General features: G+C 67.6%; 13 protein-coding genes. 12 read left to right on the plus strand and 1 reads right to left on the minus strand.

Going from position 1 to position 15198, the window contains the following annotated elements:
- The first annotated feature begins 123 nt into the window (after nt 1-123).
- The 4 genes from ACK41V_RS17960 to ACK41V_RS17975 are packed head-to-tail and all read left to right on the plus strand — an operon-like array spanning nt 124 to nt 3697.
- Entirely contained in the window at nt 124-1119 is a 996-nt protein-coding gene (locus ACK41V_RS17960; protein ID WP_409784267.1) for a branched-chain amino acid ABC transporter permease, read from the plus strand.
- Nucleotides 1116-1889: an ABC transporter ATP-binding protein gene (locus tag ACK41V_RS17965; RefSeq protein WP_409784269.1), complete on the plus strand. Its 774-nt coding sequence runs from the start codon at nt 1116-1118 to the stop codon at nt 1887-1889. Before ACK41V_RS17960 ends, ACK41V_RS17965 begins: the two co-directional genes overlap by 4 nt.
- Nucleotides 1886-2605, plus strand: a complete 720-nt coding sequence (locus ACK41V_RS17970; protein WP_179680820.1) for an ABC transporter ATP-binding protein — start codon at nt 1886-1888, stop codon at nt 2603-2605. The genes ACK41V_RS17965 and ACK41V_RS17970 overlap by 4 nt, the downstream gene beginning before the upstream one ends.
- Nucleotides 2606-2623: 18 nt before the next feature.
- On the plus strand, nt 2624-3697 hold the full coding sequence (locus tag ACK41V_RS17975) for a CDP-6-deoxy-delta-3,4-glucoseen reductase (RefSeq protein WP_409784271.1): 1074 nt from the start codon (nt 2624-2626) through the stop codon (nt 3695-3697).
- Nucleotides 3698-3704: 7 nt separating this feature from the next.
- Here the strand turns inward: ACK41V_RS17975 and ACK41V_RS17980 are convergent, their stop codons facing one another.
- Nucleotides 3705-4748, minus strand: a complete 1044-nt coding sequence (locus ACK41V_RS17980; RefSeq protein WP_409784273.1) for an AraC family transcriptional regulator — start codon at nt 4746-4748, stop codon at nt 3705-3707.
- 246 nt (nt 4749-4994) lie between these two features.
- On the opposite strand from ACK41V_RS17980, the gene ACK41V_RS17985 reads away from it, so the two are divergent.
- The 8 genes from ACK41V_RS17985 to ACK41V_RS18020 all read left to right on the plus strand — a co-directional run bounded on the left by ACK41V_RS17985 (nt 4995) and on the right by ACK41V_RS18020 (nt 15163).
- Nucleotides 4995-5795, plus strand: coding sequence for an SDR family oxidoreductase (locus tag ACK41V_RS17985; RefSeq protein WP_409784275.1), 801 nt, complete (start codon nt 4995-4997; stop codon nt 5793-5795).
- 12 nt (nt 5796-5807) lie between these two features.
- Nucleotides 5808-7352, plus strand: a complete 1545-nt coding sequence (locus ACK41V_RS17990; RefSeq protein WP_409784277.1) for a flavin-containing monooxygenase — start codon at nt 5808-5810, stop codon at nt 7350-7352.
- A gap of 37 nt (nt 7353-7389) precedes the next feature.
- Complete coding sequence (locus tag ACK41V_RS17995; protein WP_409784279.1) at nt 7390-8610, plus strand: dienelactone hydrolase family protein; 1221 nt, start codon at nt 7390-7392, stop codon at nt 8608-8610.
- Nucleotides 8611-8743: 133 nt separating this feature from the next.
- Entirely contained in the window at nt 8744-10063 is a 1320-nt protein-coding gene (locus ACK41V_RS18000) for an ABC transporter substrate-binding protein (protein ID WP_409784281.1), read from the plus strand.
- 60 nt (nt 10064-10123) lie between these two features.
- Complete coding sequence (locus ACK41V_RS18005) at nt 10124-11872, plus strand: ABC transporter permease (protein WP_409784282.1); 1749 nt, start codon at nt 10124-10126, stop codon at nt 11870-11872.
- Nucleotides 11873-11885: 13 nt separating this feature from the next.
- Nucleotides 11886-12971, plus strand: coding sequence for an ABC transporter ATP-binding protein (locus tag ACK41V_RS18010; RefSeq protein WP_409784283.1), 1086 nt, complete (start codon nt 11886-11888; stop codon nt 12969-12971).
- A 74-nt stretch (nt 12972-13045) separates the two neighbouring features.
- Nucleotides 13046-13930, plus strand: a complete 885-nt coding sequence (locus ACK41V_RS18015) for a LysR family transcriptional regulator (RefSeq protein WP_409784284.1) — start codon at nt 13046-13048, stop codon at nt 13928-13930.
- Between the two features lie 171 nt (nt 13931-14101).
- Nucleotides 14102-15163, plus strand: coding sequence for an aldo/keto reductase (locus ACK41V_RS18020; RefSeq protein WP_409784285.1), 1062 nt, complete (start codon nt 14102-14104; stop codon nt 15161-15163).
- Nucleotides 15164-15198: the final 35 nt, after the last annotated feature.

The raw sequence follows: 15198 nt of genomic DNA on the forward strand, positions 1-15198 counted from the left end.
CGCTGCGCGAGTCGGGAGGGGGACGCCCCCAGCGCGGCGGGGCGGCCCTTGCGCGGGGGCACTGGCCTTGGCCGCGCCAGTTTCATGCGCTGCAGGTGGCGCATAGAACCGACGGAACCCGATATGTCCTCTTTCCTGAATATTTCTTCTTCCGCGTTGCCGCAGGAGACTGTGCCGCGCTGGCGCGGCGCAGTGCTGCCGCTGGCCTTGCTGGTGGCGCTGGCGCTGTTCCCGCTCGTGGCATCGGCCCTGGGCCTGGATTTCTACATCGGCTTCGTGCGCCGGGTGCTGGTGGTGGCGCTGGCCGCCGCCAGCCTGAACTTCATCATGGGCTTTGGCGGCATGGTGGCGCTGGGGCATGCGGGCTTCGTGGGCGTGGGCGCCTATGCGGTGGTGGTGCTCAGCGATGCGGGTGCCACCTCGGCCTGGGTCGTCTGGGGTGTTGCCATGGCTGCCGCCGCGCTGGTGGCGGCGCTGGTGGGGGCCATTTCGCTGCGCACCAAGGGCGTGTACTTCATCATGATCACCCTGGCCTTCGCGCAGATGCTGTACTTCGTGTTCGTCTCGCTGCGCAGCTATGGAGGCGACGACGGCTACACCCTGCCCATGCGGCCTGCGCTGGGCCTGAGCCTCGACGTCATGCACGAGCCCACGCTGTACTGGGTGGTGCTGGCCCTGGTGGCGCTGGTGCTGTGGTGGCTGGACCGGGCCACGGCCTCGCGCTTCGGCGCGGCGCTGGCGGGCATCCGCGACAACGAAACCCGCATGCGCGCCCTGGGCTACCCGGTGTACCTGCTGCAGCTGGCGGCCTTCACGCTGGCCGGTGCCGTCGCTGGCCTGGCGGGCGCGCTGCTGGCCACGGGCAACAGCTTCGTGAGCCCGTCGATGATGCACTGGACGCAATCGGCCACGCTGATCGTGATGGTCGTCATCGGCGGCCTGGGCCGGCGCTGGGGCGGGCCGCTGGGCGCTGCCGTGTGGCTGGCGCTCGAAGAGGTGCTCAAGCTGAACACCGACTACTGGCACATGCCGCTGGGCGTGTTGTTGATCGCCACCGCGCTGTATGCGCCCAAGGGCCTGGCCGCGCTGGCAGACCTGCGCACAAGGAGCCCGCGATGAGCCTCTTTCAAGTGCAGGGCCTGGTCAAGCGCTTTGGCGGCCTGCTGGCCACCGACCATGTGGACCTCTCGGTGGCGCACGGCGAGGTGCATGCCCTCATCGGCCCCAACGGCGCCGGCAAGACCACGCTGGTCAACCAGATCTCGGGCCTGCTGGCGCCGGACGAGGGCCGGGTGCTGCTCGATGGCGCCGACATCACCGCGCTGCCCATGCACCGCCGCGTGGCCAAGGGGCTGTCGCGCTGCTTCCAGGTGACGCGCATCTTTCCGAAACAGAGCGTGCGCGACAACCTGCTGCTGGCCGTGCAGGCGCACAGCGGGTCGAGCTTTCGCTTTGTGCAGCCGCGCTCGCAGGCACGCGGCCTGTACGAGGCCGCCGACCGCCTGGCCGAGCGCGTGGGGCTGCAGGCCAGCATGGGCGAGGTGGCGGGTGCCCTGCCGCACGGCGCGCAGCGCACGCTCGATGTGGCGCTGGCGCTGGCCTCGGCCCCCAAGCTGCTGCTGCTGGACGAGCCCATGGCCGGCATGGGGCCTGACGAATCGCTGCAGATGGTTCAGCTCATCGAAACCCTGCGCAAGGACATGGCGGTGCTGCTGATCGAGCACGACATGGAGGCCGTGTTCCGCCTGGCCGACCGTATCTCCGTGCTGGTCTATGGCCGGGTGCTCACCGCCGGAACGCCCGACGAGATCCGCAACAACGCCGAGGTGCAGGCCGTTTACCTTGGCACTGAATCACTGGGCACCGAAACCCTGGAGACGACCCCATGAGCGCCCCCGAGCCACTGCTGAGCTGCCAGGGCCTGGAGGCCGGCTACGGCGTGAGCCAGGTGCTCTTCGGCATCGACCTCGCCATCGCTGCAGGCGAGGTGGTGTCCCTGCTCGGCCGCAACGGCATGGGCAAGAGCACCACCATCAAGACCCTGGTGGGTGCGCTGCGCCCCACAGCCGGCGGTATCCGATTTGCCGGCCAGCCCACCGGCCAACTCAAGAGCGACGCCATCGCCCGCCTGGGCCTGGCCATCGTGCCCGAGGGGCGCCACGTGTTCCCCAACCTCACGGTGCGCGAGCATCTGCTGGCCTTTGCCGACCACCGCAACGGCCTGCGCGATGCCTGGGATATGGAGCGCATCTACGGGGTGTTCCCGCGCCTCAAGGAACGCCAGAACCACCTGGGCAACCAGCTCTCGGGTGGCGAGCAGCAGATGCTGGCCATTGGCCGGGCGCTGTCGACCAATCCGCGCCTGCTCATCCTGGACGAGGCCACCGAGGGCCTGGCCCCGGTGATCCGCGAGGAGATCTGGCGCTGCCTGGCCACGCTCAAGGCCGCGGGGCAGACCATCCTGGTGGTCGACAAGTACGTGCACCGCCTGGTGGGCCTGGCCGACCGCCATGTGATCCTGGAGCGCGGGCGCGTGGTCTGGCAGGGCGACTCCGCCGCGCTCAATGCCGACCGCAGCCTGTGGTCGCGCTACCTCACCGTTTAAGCCGCCAAAGGGTTTCCCATGCAGATGATCGAAGAGGTCGGCGCAGCCGTGGCCGAAGCACCTGTGCACGCCATCACCTTGCTGCCGTCCGGCAAGACCTTCTCCAGCCCGGCAGGCGAAAGCGTGCTCGATGCCGCCTTGCGCCAGGGCATCCTGCTGCCCCACCAGTGCAAGACCGGCACCTGCGGCGCCTGCCGCGCCCGGGTGGTGCATGGCGAGGCCGTGTGCCTGCCGGGTGCGCAGCCTGCAGCCCTCGCTGCGGAAGAAGCCGGGCAGGGCGTGTACTTGCTGTGCTGCACGCAGGCCGCGAGCCCGCTGCATGTCGAATGCGCCGAGATCCCGCACATACCGGGCATCGCCGTGCGCAAGCTGCCGGTGCGCGTGGTGGCGATGGAACGCCTGGCGCCCGACGTCATGCGCGTGCAGCTGCAGCCCCCGGCGGGCCAGCAGCGCCTGCACTACGCCGCCGGGCAGTATGTGGACGTGCTGCTGCCCGGCAACCGCCGGCGCAGCTACTCGCTGGCCACGCCGGCCCGTGAGGGGCAGGAACTGCTGGAACTGCACATCCGCCATCTGCCGGGCGGCCTGTTCACCGACCAGGTGTTCGGCAAGCTCAAGGTGCGTGACGTGCTGCGCATCGAGGGGCCGTTCGGCACATTCGGCATGCACGATGGCGCATCGCAGGCGCCGGCCATCCTGCTGGCCAGCGGGACTGGCTTTGCACCTGTGAAGGCCCTGGTGGAGCAGCTGCTGGCCACTGGCAGCGGGCGCCGCGTGCACCTCTACTGGGGCGGCCGTGCGCGGGCCGATCTGTACCTGCACGGCCTGTGCCTGGAGTGGGAGCAGGCCCTGCAGGGCCGCCTGAGCTATGTGCCCGTGCTGTCGGATGCGCCCGAGGCCGATGCCTGGGACGGCCGCACCGGCTGGGTGCACCAGGCCGTGCTGCAGGACCATGCGGACCTGTCGCAGCACGAGGTGTATGCCTGCGGTGCCCCGGCCATGGTGGACGCGGCCCGGCGCGACTTCGCTGACCTGGCGGGCATGCGGCCCATGGCGTTCTTTGCCGATGCCTTCGTGGCGCAGCCGGGGTGAGCCGGACTCAGTGGGGCTCGCCGTGGCGCTGGCGTGTGTCCGACGGGGTCTCGCCAAAGCGCTTGCGGTAGCCCTCGGCAAAGTGGCCCAGGTGAAAGAAGCCGTAGCGCGCGGCGATGTCCGAGACCTGCGGGGCACGCTCTGCCAGGGAGGGCTGCTGCAGTGCCGCGCACGCGGCATCGAGCCGCAGCTCGCGCAGGAAGGCCATGGGGCTCTTGCCTGTGCACTGTGCAAAGGTCTGCTGCAGCGAACGCGCGCTGACGCCCACATGCGCGCACACCTCGGCCAGGGTGATGGGCAGCTCCAGCCGGCTGTGCATGAACTCCTGCGCGCGCTTGACCACGCGCGGCAGCACCACGGGTGCGCTGCCCGGCATGGCCGTGCCGGCCGCCAGGGCCTGTGAATAGTTGTGCTGCGCGGACAGCAGCAGGCTGGTGAGCAAATGGTTCTCGGCCTGTTCGGCCAGCACCGGGTGGCCCAGCAGGAAGGCATTGGTCTCCACCGCCGAGCGCAGGTAGGCAATGAAGCTGGCCATGCCCATGAGCGCCGGGTTGGCCAGGTCTACCCCCAGCTCGAACACCAGCGGTTGCTGAACGGGCGCCTGCAGCAGGGCCGACAGGCGCGCGTGCAGCGCCTCGCGGTCGATCTTGACGATCAACTGCGGGCTGTCGTCATGCCAACGCATGGACAGTGGCTCGGTGGGCGAGGGCAGCGAGGCCATGAGCGCATGCGACTCCACCGCCTGGCTGCCGCAACGCACGGTGGCGCCACCGCGCAGCGGTATCTGCAGCAGGTAGAAGCCGCCCAGGTGGCCGGGCTCGATGCGCACGGCCGGGCCGTATTGCACGTAGTTCAGGCTGGCATCGCGGTGCAGGGGCACGCTGTGGTGGCAGGCATCGAGCTGCGCGCCCCGGTGCAGGGTGGCCAGCTCGTGCGGGCAGAACACGCGGCCCACGAACTCGCGCGCCTCGTCCAGGTCATGGCTGTCGAATAGGCGAAAGCGCTCCAGCGGTAGCGGGTGCGCGGTGCTGCTCTGCTGGGCGGTGTGCATGCGGTTCGGCCGGTGGGGTGTTGGTTCTGGGTCAAGCACGAAACACGCCACGGCAGGGGGCGCGAAAACATGCGTTTGCGGGATACGCCCTGCGCTTTCGGGATGCGGATGCGCGGGCTGCCTTTCTATTCTTGTGCAGGCCCCGGGTGCTGCGCAAGAGCGTTAGCACCCGGGTGCACGGGGCGGATGTGACGGCGTGTTACCGCTGATGCACTGCAACATGTTTCGGACAACACAGGAGTCAGCATGGTCCAGGGATTCGACAGCATGCGCGGCAAGAGCGCGATCGTGACCGGGGGCGCCACCCTCATCGGCGCCGGGGTGGTGCGTGCGCTGCACCAGGCTGGGGTACGGGTGGTGGTGGCCGACATCAACGCCGAGGCCGGGCAGGCGCTGGCGGACGAGCTGGGGGACGGGGTGCTGTTCAGCCGTACCGACATCACCGATGACGCCCAGGTGGCCGCCTGTGTGGCCCTGGCTGCAGACCGCCACGGCGGGGTGAACTACCTGGTGAACCTGGCCTGCTCCTACCTGGACGACGGCATCGCCTCGCCGCGCGAGGACTGGCTGGCCTCGCTCAACGTCAACCTGGTCAGTGCGGTGATGGTGCTCAAGGCCGTGCGCCCGCACTTCCAGCAGGTCGGGGGCGGGGCGGTGGTCAATTTCACCAGCATCTCCTCGGGCGTGGCGCAGACGGGGCGCTGGCTGTACCCCGTGGGCAAGGCGGCCATGGTGCAGCTCACGCGCAGCATGGCCATGGACCTGGCGGGCGAGGGCGTGCGCGTGAACAGCGTTTCGCCCGGCTGGACCTGGTCGGCCATCATGGACCAGCTCACCGGCGGCGACCGTGCCAAGACCGACCGCGTGGCCGCGCCCTTCCACCTGCTGCGCCGCGTGGGCGATCCGGCCGAGGTGGCCAACGTGGTGCTCTTCCTGTGCTCGGACATGGCCAGTTTCGTGACCGGTGCCGACTATGCGTGCGACGGCGGCTACTCGGCCATGGGGCCCGAGTCGCATGAGCCTGCCATTCCCAAACTCATGTCCTGAAGGAGCGCCACCATGACCAGAACCGTAGGCATCATCGGTGCCGGCTTTGCCGGCCTTTCCACCGCCAAGGTGCTGCGCGCCTTCGGCTTCGAGGTGACGGTGTTCGAGAAGGAGCCCGACGTGGGTGGCGTCTGGGCCGCCTCGCGCCGCTACCCGGGCCTGACCACACAGAACCCGCGTACCACCTATGCGCTGTCGGATTTTCCGATGCCGGCCAGCTACCCGGAGTGGCCTTCGGGCCAGCAGGTGCAGGCCTACCTGCAGTCGTATGCCGAGCACTTCGGACTGGTGCCGCACCTGCGCATGTCCACCACGGTGGAGAGCGCGGTGCTGGACGAAGAGGCCGGTGTGTGGACCGTGAAGGCGCGCCGCGCAGCGACCGCCCAGGGCGGAGGCTTGCCGGCCGAGGTGCACCGCTTCGACTACCTGGTGGTGTGCAACGGCATCTTCAGCGAGCCGGCCGTGCCGCAGTACCCGGGCGCGGATGCCTTCGTGGCGGCCGGCGGGCGCGTCTGCCACACCAGCCAGTTCAACGACGCGGGCGATGCACGCGGCAAGCATGTGCTGGTGGTGGGCTACGGCAAGTCGTCGTGCGACGTGGCCAATGCCATCGCGGCCGACAGCGCCAGCACCACGGTGCTGGCGCGCCAACTGATCTGGAAGATCCCGAAGAAGTTCATGAACGTGCTGAACTTCAAGTTCCTGCTGCTCACGCGCATGGGCGAGGCGCTGTTCAAGTACATCGAGCCCAAGGGCTTCGAGAAATTCCTGCACGGCCCGGGCCTGCCGGTGCGCAACTCCATGCTGGGCAGCGTGGAGTCGGTGGTCACGCGCCAGCTCAAATTGCGCGAGATCGGCCTGCACCCGGGCACGCCGCTCGAAACCATCGCCCGCAGCACCGTGAGCCTGGTGACCGATGGCTTCTACGAGAAGGTGGCTGCCGGCGAATTGGGCGTGCGCAAGGGCGTGAGCATCCGCACGCTGCAGCCCGGCCAGGCCGTGTTGAGCACTGGCGAGACGGTGCCCGCCGACATCGTGGTCTGCGGCACGGGCTGGCACCAGCAGGTGCCTTTCTTCGACAGCAGCGTGCTGCAGCGCGTGACCGATGCGCGCGGCAACTTCCGGCTGTACCGTTCCATTTTGCCGGTGGGCATGCCGCGCCTGGCGTTCAATGGCTACAACTCTTCGTTCTTCAGCCAGCTCAACTGCGAGATCGGTGCGTTGTGGCTGGCCAACCACCTGCGCGGCGGGCTGCAGCTGCCACTGCTGGACCAGATGAACGCGCAGATCGACCGGCGCCTGGCCTGGATGGAAGAGCGCACCGATGGAAAGCACTCCAAGGGCACCAACATCATCCCGTTCTCGGTGCACAACATCGACGAACTGCTGCAGGACATGGAGCTGCCCCTGGGCGCGCTCACCCGCTTCAGGCAATGGCTGGAGCCGGTGAACCCCTCGGACTATGCTGTGGTCACGCGGCAACTGCTGGCGCGGCATGCGGGTGCACCCACCTCTGCTGGCGCGCCGCAGGCCGTGCCCGGTGCTACCGCTTCCTGAGACCCCTACGAACCCAATACCACAAGGACCCCCCACCATGCCAGGACAATGGACCACGCTCGACGCCGCAGACGGCAGCGGCAGCTTTCGCGCCTACCTTGCCACCCCCGCCAGCGGCAGCGGCCCGGGGCTGGTGCTGGCGCAGGAGATCTTCGGCGTGAACGCCACCATGCGCGACGTGGCCGACTACTACGCCGAGGAAGGCTACGTGGTGCTGGTGCCCGACCTGTTCTGGCGCCAGGAGCCCGCCGTGGAGCTGGACGCCGCCAGCGACATGCCGCGCGCCTTTGGTCTCTACCAGGGCTTTGACGAGGCCAAGGGCGTGCAGGATCTGCAGACGGCCATCTCAGCGCTGCGTGCGCGCCCCGAAGTCCGCACGCAGGGCGGCAAGGTGGGTGTGCTGGGCTTCTGCCTGGGCGGCAAGCTGGCCTACCTGGCGGCGTGCCGCACCGATGCCGACGTGGCCGTGGGCTACTACGGCGTGGGCATCGAGGCCGCGCTAGCCGAGGCCGCAGACATCCAGTGCCGCCTGGTGCTGCACATCGCCGAGCTCGACGGCTTTTGCCCGCCGCCCGCGCGCGAAGCCATCGTGCAGGCCCTGTCGGGCCGCGAGAACGTGGAGCTGTACGTCTACCCCGGCACCGACCACGCTTTTGCGCGGGTGGGCGGCGACCATTTCCACAAGCCATCGGCCCTCATGGCGCACCAGCGCAGCGTGGCCGCGTTGCGGCGGGCAATGGGCCCGCACTACGACCTGTCCGCTCTGTGGGACAAGCACTGCGAATACGAGTTCGCCACGCGCGACGTGGACGCCACCATGTCCACCATGGTGGCCGAGCCCTATGTGAACCACATCCCCACCATGACGGGCGGCGTGGGCCACCGGCATCTGCATGATTTCTACACGCGCCACTTCGTCAACAGCAACCCGCCCGATACCAGCCTCACGCCGATCTCGCGCACCGTCGGGGCCACGCAGGTGGTCGACGAGATGCTGTTTTGCTTCACCCACACCACAGAGATCCCGTGGATGCTGCCCGGCGTGGCGCCCACGGGCCGGCGCGTTGAGATACCGCTGCTGGCGGTGGTGAAGTTTCGCGGCGACAAGCTCTTTCACGAGCACATCTACTGGGACCAGGCCAGCGTGCTGGTGCAGGTGGGCTTGCTCGACCCCAAGGGCCTGCCCGTGGCGGGGGTGGAGACGGCGCGCAAGCTGCTCGACGAGACTCTGCCCTCGAATGGATTGATGGAGCGCTGAGCGCGCGAGGTCTCGATGTTCTAGGTGATAACCCGACAGGTCTTGTGACTGATGTGCCGCATCAGAAACAATGATTGGCCGCCGTTGCTGCGCCCGCCTACATTGGGTCCACTAGAACATCAAGGAGACAAGCATGCAGCGCATTCTTCGTGCCGGGGCCCTGGCCGCAGGTCTGTTCGTGCAGGGCGCCCAGGCGGGCACCGTGACCGTACTTACCTCCTTCCCCAAGGAACTCACCACGGCCTACCAGAAGGCCTTCGAGGCGAAGAACCCGGGGATCAAGATCGAGATCCTGAACAAGAACACCACGGCGGCCATCGCCTACGTGCGTGAGCTGCCCGAGGGCCAGCGGCCCGACATCATGTGGGCGTCGGCCCCTGATGCCTTCGAGGTGCTGGCGCGCAACAAGCTGCTGCAGGCCGCGCCGGACACGAAGAACCCCGCAGCGCCGGCCAAGATCGGCAACTACCCGCTCAACGACCCACAGGGCCTGTACTACGGCCAGGCGCTGGCGGGCTACGGCATCATGTGGAACACGCGCTACCTGCAGGCCAACAAGCTGCCCGCACCCAAGGAGTGGGCCGACCTCACGCGCCCTGAATACTTCGGCCATGTGGCGATCTCCTCGCCATCGCGCTCGGGCACCACCCAGCTCACGGTGGAGACCATCCTGCAGGGCGAGGGCTGGGACAAGGGCTGGTCGCAGTTGCTGGCCATGATGGGCAACGCCGCCGCCGTCACCGACCGCAGCTTTGCCGTGCCCGATGGCGTGAACAACGGCCAGTATGGCATCGGCATCGTGATCGACTTCTTCGGCCTGGCGGGCAAGTACTCGGGCTTTCCGGTGGACTTCGTCTACCCGGCCATGACCGCCGTGGTGCCGGCCAACATCGCGCTGATCGCAGGCGGCAAGAACACCGATGAGGCCAGGAAGTTCATGGCCTTCAGCATGTCCACCGAGGGCCAGCAACTGCTGTTCGACCCCAAGATCAGCCGCCTGCCCATCCTGCCCTACAGCAGCCTCAAGGCGCCTGCGGGCTACCCGGTGCCGCAGGACGTGGCGCAGCGCGCCAAGGTGCAGTTCGATGCCGACCTGTCGGAGAACCGCTACCAGGTGGTGACCAGCCTGTTCGACCAGATGGTGACCTTTCGCCTGAAGGAGCTGCAGGCCGCCACGCGCGCCATCCACGACGCGGACAAGGCCTTGAAGGCCAAGCCCAACGCCAAGGGCACCGAACTCCTGCAGCAGGCGCGCAGCCTGGCCTACACCGCACTGGTGGGCGAGAGCAACGTGAAGAACGAGGAGTTCCTGGCGCTGTTCCGCAAGAACCGGCGCGACGTTGAGGTCTCCAAGCAGCTCACGGGCCTGGAGCAGCTGTGGGCCACCAAGTCGCGCGAGAACTACGAGCGCGCGCGGGGCTTGGCGCAGCAAGCGCAAGGCATGGCCAAGTAGGGGCCTCCACCCTCTCTCCTTCAACTGGGCGCCCTGCAGGGGCGCCGGGAAGCCACCACCATGTCTGCTGTCTATTCCGAACCCGGCGCCGCCGGGCCCGGTGCGGTCCGTCCGCGCCGTCTGCTGCATGCCCTCACGGGTGCGGGGCCCTGGGTCGCCTTCGGGCTGATCCTGGCTTTCCTCCTGCTGTTCCTGCTGATACCGGTGGGGCTGGTGGTCTACACCGCTTTCATCAACGAAACGGGTGCGCTCACCATTGGGCATTTCGCCAACTTCTTCGAGCAGTCGGTGTTCCGCGAGTCGTTCTTCAACAGCCTCGTGGTATCGCTGGCGAGCGTGTTCTTTGCCAGCCTGATCGCCGTGCCGCTGGCCTACCTCACGGTGCGCTTCGAGTTCCGCGGGGCGCTGCTGATCCAGACGCTGGGCGTGCTGCCGCTGATCATGCCGCCCTTCGTCGGGGCGGTGGCGCTGCAGCTGATCTTCGGGCGCAATGGGTCCCTCAACCTGCTGCTCAATGAGTATTTCGGCTTCACCATTCCCATCATGGATGGCCTGGTGGGCGTGACCTTCGTCGAGAGCATCCACTACTTTCCGTTCATTCTGCTGAACCTGGTGGCGTCCATGCGCAACATCGACGGGGCCATGGAAGAGTCGGCCCTGAACCTGGGCGCGCGCGGCTGGCGGCTGTTCCGCCGGGTGATCTTTCCACTGGCCATGCCTGGCTACCTGGCCGGTGCGGCCCTGGTCTTCGTGAAGGTGTTCGACGACCTGGGCACGCCGCTGGTGATGGGCGTGACCAACATGCTCGCGCCCCAGGCCTACCTGCGCATCACCTCGGTGGGCATCGACGACCCGCTGGGCTATGTGATCAGCGTGATCATGATCGCGTTCTCCATCCTCGCGTTGTGGATGGCCGCGCGCGTGATGAAGGGCAAGGACTACGCCACCCTGCAAAAGGGCGGCAGCTCGCTGCAGCGCAGGCGGCTGTCGGCCTGGGAGTCGGTGCTGGCCTATGGCTGGATAGGGCTCGTCCTGCTGGTCACGCTGGCGCCGCACATCGGCATTTTGCTGATGTCGTTCTCCAAGGTGTGGAGCTTCTCGGTGCTGCCTGATTCCTACACGCTGGAGCACTACGCCACGGTGTTCACCGACTCCAAGCAGATGATAGGCAACACGCTGCTGTACTGCTTCATCGCGGCGGGGCTGGACGTGGTGATCGGCACCTCGATCGCCTACCTGATCCTGCGCACGCAGCTGCCGGCGCGCCGCTGGCTCGACTACCTGGCGTCGGCGGCCCTGGCCATCCCCGGGCTGGTGCTGGCCATTGGCTACCTGCGCATGTTCAAGGGCGTGAACCTGCCGTTCACCGACACGCCGGTGGTCACCACCTGGGTGCTGATCATGCTGGCCTATGCCGTGCGGCGCCTGCCGTATGCGCTGCGCTCGTGCATGGCGGCGCTGCAGCAGGTGCATGTATCGCTGGAAGAGGCGGCACAGAGCCTGGGGGCATCGCGCCTGTCCACCATCCGCCGCATCATGGTGCCGCTGATGATGGGCGGCATTCTCGCGGGCTTCGTCACCAGCTTCATCACGGCGGCGGTGGAGCTGTCGGCCACCATTTTGCTCTCGTCGGCGCAAAGCCAGGCACCCATGAGCTACGGCATCTACCTGTACATGCAGAGCATCTCGGGCCGTGGCCCGGGCGCGGCGCTGGGTGTGCTGGCCGTGGTGGTGGTGGGGCTGGGCACGTATTTCTCGCACCGTTTCGTGGAGCGCTCGCGCACCACGGTGCAGGCCAAACAGGGGTGATCATTCCATGCACATGAACAAAGTCTCTCTCGACGCCCGGCACATCAGCCTGAGCTATGGCAGCACCGAAGTGCTGCGCGATGTCAACCTGCGCATCGAACCCGGCGAGTTCTTCGCGCTGCTCGGCCCCTCGGGCTCGGGCAAGTCGACCCTGCTGCGCCTGATCGCAGGCTTCAATCAGCACCAGCGCGGCGAGCTGCTGGTGGACGGGCAGGACATCACCGGCACGCCGCCGCATGCGCGCAACGTGGGCATGGTGTTCCAGAACTACGCGCTGTGGCCGCACATGACGGTGTGGGACAACGTGGCCTTCGGCCTGGTGGAGCGGCGCGAAACCAAGGATGCCATCCGCCGCAAGGTGGGTGCGGTGCTGGAGCTGGTGGGGCTCTCTGACTACGGTCAGCGCCGGCCCGGGCAGCTCTCGGGTGGGCAGCAGCAGCGCGTGGCGCTGGCGCGCACCGTGGTCATCGAGCCCAAGCTGCTGCTGCTCGACGAACCCCTGTCCAACCTGGACAAGCAGCTGCGCGTGCAGATGCGCGAGGAGCTCAAGAACCTGCAGCGCAAGCTAGGTCTCACCACCATCTTCGTGACGCACGACCAGGAAGAGGCCATGACCACCGCCGACCGCATGGCCGTGCTCGACAAGGGCATCCTGCAGCAGGTGGGTGCCGCCACGGGGCTGTACGACTTTCCCATCAACCGCTTCGTGGCGGGCTTCGTGGGCACGGCCAATCTGCTGGAGGGGCAGGTGGTGTCAGTGGGCGGCGAGACGCTGGTGTTCCGCGTGGAGGGCCTGGGCAACCTCACGCTGCCCCGGCCGGCCGACCCGCCGGCCGTGGGCGCTGCAGCCCTGGCCTTCCGCCCGCACCAGGTGAGCATCCGCGTGCGCGACGAGCAGGTCGATGCCTCGCGCCTGTGGCTCAACGGGCTGGTGGAGAGCGCCGAGTTCCTGGGCGAGTTCTCGCGCTACCGGGTGCGCGTGGGCGACGTGGCCATGGTCACCGACCAGCCGCACTATGCCGGGCTGGCCATGTTCGCGCCCGGCTCGGAGGTACGCCTGGGCATCGAGCCCACGCAGGTGCGCTTTCTGGACCAGTAAGAAGGTGTGACCACGCCACAATGCAGCCCGATGCCTGAACCTTTCTTCTTCTGCTTCTCCGTGGCCTGACCGGCATGGAGATCTACCAACTGCGTGCCTTCGTCACGGCGGCCAAGCTCGGCCACGTGACACGCACGGCCGAAGCCCTGCACCTGACCCAGCCGGCCATCACCGCCCAGATCAAGGCGCTGGAAGAGGAACTGGGCGTGGCCTTGTTCGACCGGCGCCCCGGCCGCATCAGCCTCACGCGGGCCGGCGAGGCCTTGCTGTCCGATGCCGAGAACGTGCTCACGGCCGCCGGGCACCTGCTGGGCAAGGCGCGTGACCTGCAGGGCGAGGTCACCGGCTCGCTGACCCTGGGCACGGTGGCCGACCCCGACACCCTGCGCCTGGGCTCGCTGCTCGGTGCGCTGGTGCGCAGCCTGCCGCTGCTGGAGATCCGCACGCGCAACGGCCCTGCAGAGGAACTGCGCGAGCAGGTCGCGGCCGGGCTGCTGCAAGGCGCCTTCTACATCGGCCCCAACATCCCGCGCGAGGTGATGGGGCTGGCGCTGCAGACCATCCACTACCGCATTGCGGGGCCGGCCAGCCAGGCGCCGCAGGTGCTGCATGCGGGCTGGCGCGACATCGCTGCCATGCCCTGGATCGGTGCGCCGCCACTGCACCATGTGCAGACGCTGATGCGCGACATGTTCGCGCGCCAGGGGCTTACGCCGCACCAGGTGATCGAGTCCGACGAGGTCTCGCTGCCGCAAAGCCTGGTGCGCGCGGGCGTGGGCCTGTCGCTGCTGCGCGAGGACGTCGCCTTGCCCGCCAGCGAACGTGGCGAGGTGGTGATCTGGCCGCATGCCCGGGTGGGGGCGCTGTTGAGCTTCATCTACCCGCGCGCGGCCGAGCACGACCCGGCCATCGTGGCCACACTGCAGCTGCTGCGCACGGTGTGGGGCTTATCGGCATGAGTTTGCTATGTTTAGGATAGCTATCAGCGCTTTATGAATAAACGCTAGAGGCTGTTTTGGCACTGTTTTTGCTGCGGATCGTTCAGATGCACCACGGCGCTGCATGCCGAGCGCCTGCACAAAACTCAACACCCCCGTAAACTTGCCCGCTTCTCAAAGGAGCCTGCCTGCATGAACAAGATTTCCCTCGGTCACAGCGACCTGCACGTCACCCCCATTTGCCTGGGCACCATGACTTTTGGCGAACAGGTCAATGAAACCGACTCGCACGCCATCCTAAGCCGGTCGCTGGAGCGCGGCGTGAACTTCATCGACACCGCCGAGATGTATGCCGTGCCCGCCAAGGCCGAAACCTTTGGCGCCACCGAAACCATCATTGGCAACTGGTTTGCAAAAAACCCCGGCGCCCGCGAGAAGCTGGTGGTGGCCACCAAGGTGGCTGGCCCCTCACGCGGCATGCCGTGGGTGCGCGAGGGCAAGGGCATGGCACCGGCCGACATCGTGGCGTCGTGCGAGGCCAGCCTGCGCCGCCTGCAGACCGACGTGATCGATCTCTATCAAATCCACTGGCCAGAGCGCCATGTGCCTGCCTTTGGCGCCCTGTATTACGACCCCGCCAAAGAAACGTCGGAGACACCGATCCATGCCCAGCTCGAAGCGCTTGCCGGGCTGGTGAAGGCGGGCAAGGTGCGCCACATCGGTCTGTCTAACGAGACGCCCTATGGCGTGCACGAATTCGTCCGCCTGGCCGAGCAGCATGGCTTGCCGCGGGTGGCGACAGTGCAGAACCCCTATTGCCTGATCAACCGCACCTGGGAAAACGCGCTGGACGAAACCTGCCACCGCCTGAACGTGTCGCTGTTGGCCTATTCGCCCTTGGGCTTTGGCCTGCTGACGGGTAAGTACGACGACAGCGGCATCACCGGCCCTACGGCCCCGCAAGGCGCGCGCATCTCGTCGTATGAATCGGTGCGCAAGCAGCGCTGGGGCCGCCCTGAGTCGCTGGAGGCCTCGCGTCGCTACAACACCCTGGCCCGCGACAACGGCATGACCCCCACGCAGATGGCGCTGGCCTTTTGCTATACCAAGTGGCAGGTCGCCAGCACCATCATCGGAGTGACGTCGGTGGCGCAATTGGACGAAGACCTGAACGCGTGGGGTACCACGTTGTCGCCCGAGTTGCTCAAGGCCATTGACGCCATCCGCTGGGAACTGCGCGATCCGGCATTGTGAAGCCCCCCTGAGTCGCTTCGCGCCATCCCCCCAGG

This window comes from Acidovorax sp. (assembly GCF_046291265.1).
In the GTDB taxonomy this organism is placed as follows: Bacteria; Pseudomonadota; Gammaproteobacteria; order Burkholderiales; family Burkholderiaceae_C; genus Acidovorax.

Bases quoted from the DNA above. Each gene is read 5' to 3' on its own strand.
- ACK41V_RS17960 (WP_409784267.1), top strand. From the start codon at position 124: ATGTCCTCTTTCCTGAATATTTCTTCTTCCGCGTTGCCGCAGGAGACT.
- ACK41V_RS17965 (WP_409784269.1), top strand. From the start codon at position 1,116: ATGAGCCTCTTTCAAGTGCAGGGCCTGGTCAAGCGCTTTGGCGGCCTG.
- ACK41V_RS17970 (WP_179680820.1), top strand. From the start codon at position 1,886: ATGAGCGCCCCCGAGCCACTGCTGAGCTGCCAGGGCCTGGAGGCCGGC.
- ACK41V_RS17975 (WP_409784271.1), top strand. From the start codon at position 2,624: ATGCAGATGATCGAAGAGGTCGGCGCAGCCGTGGCCGAAGCACCTGTG.
- ACK41V_RS17980 (WP_409784273.1), bottom strand. From the start codon at position 4,748: ATGCACACCGCCCAGCAGAGCAGCACCGCGCACCCGCTACCGCTGGAG.
- ACK41V_RS17985 (WP_409784275.1), top strand. From the start codon at position 4,995: ATGGTCCAGGGATTCGACAGCATGCGCGGCAAGAGCGCGATCGTGACC.
- ACK41V_RS17990 (WP_409784277.1), top strand. From the start codon at position 5,808: ATGACCAGAACCGTAGGCATCATCGGTGCCGGCTTTGCCGGCCTTTCC.
- ACK41V_RS17995 (WP_409784279.1), top strand. From the start codon at position 7,390: ATGCCAGGACAATGGACCACGCTCGACGCCGCAGACGGCAGCGGCAGC.
- ACK41V_RS18000 (WP_409784281.1), top strand. From the start codon at position 8,744: ATGCAGCGCATTCTTCGTGCCGGGGCCCTGGCCGCAGGTCTGTTCGTG.
- ACK41V_RS18005 (WP_409784282.1), top strand. From the start codon at position 10,124: ATGTCTGCTGTCTATTCCGAACCCGGCGCCGCCGGGCCCGGTGCGGTC.
- ACK41V_RS18010 (WP_409784283.1), top strand. From the start codon at position 11,886: ATGAACAAAGTCTCTCTCGACGCCCGGCACATCAGCCTGAGCTATGGC.
- ACK41V_RS18015 (WP_409784284.1), top strand. From the start codon at position 13,046: ATGGAGATCTACCAACTGCGTGCCTTCGTCACGGCGGCCAAGCTCGGC.
- ACK41V_RS18020 (WP_409784285.1), top strand. From the start codon at position 14,102: ATGAACAAGATTTCCCTCGGTCACAGCGACCTGCACGTCACCCCCATT.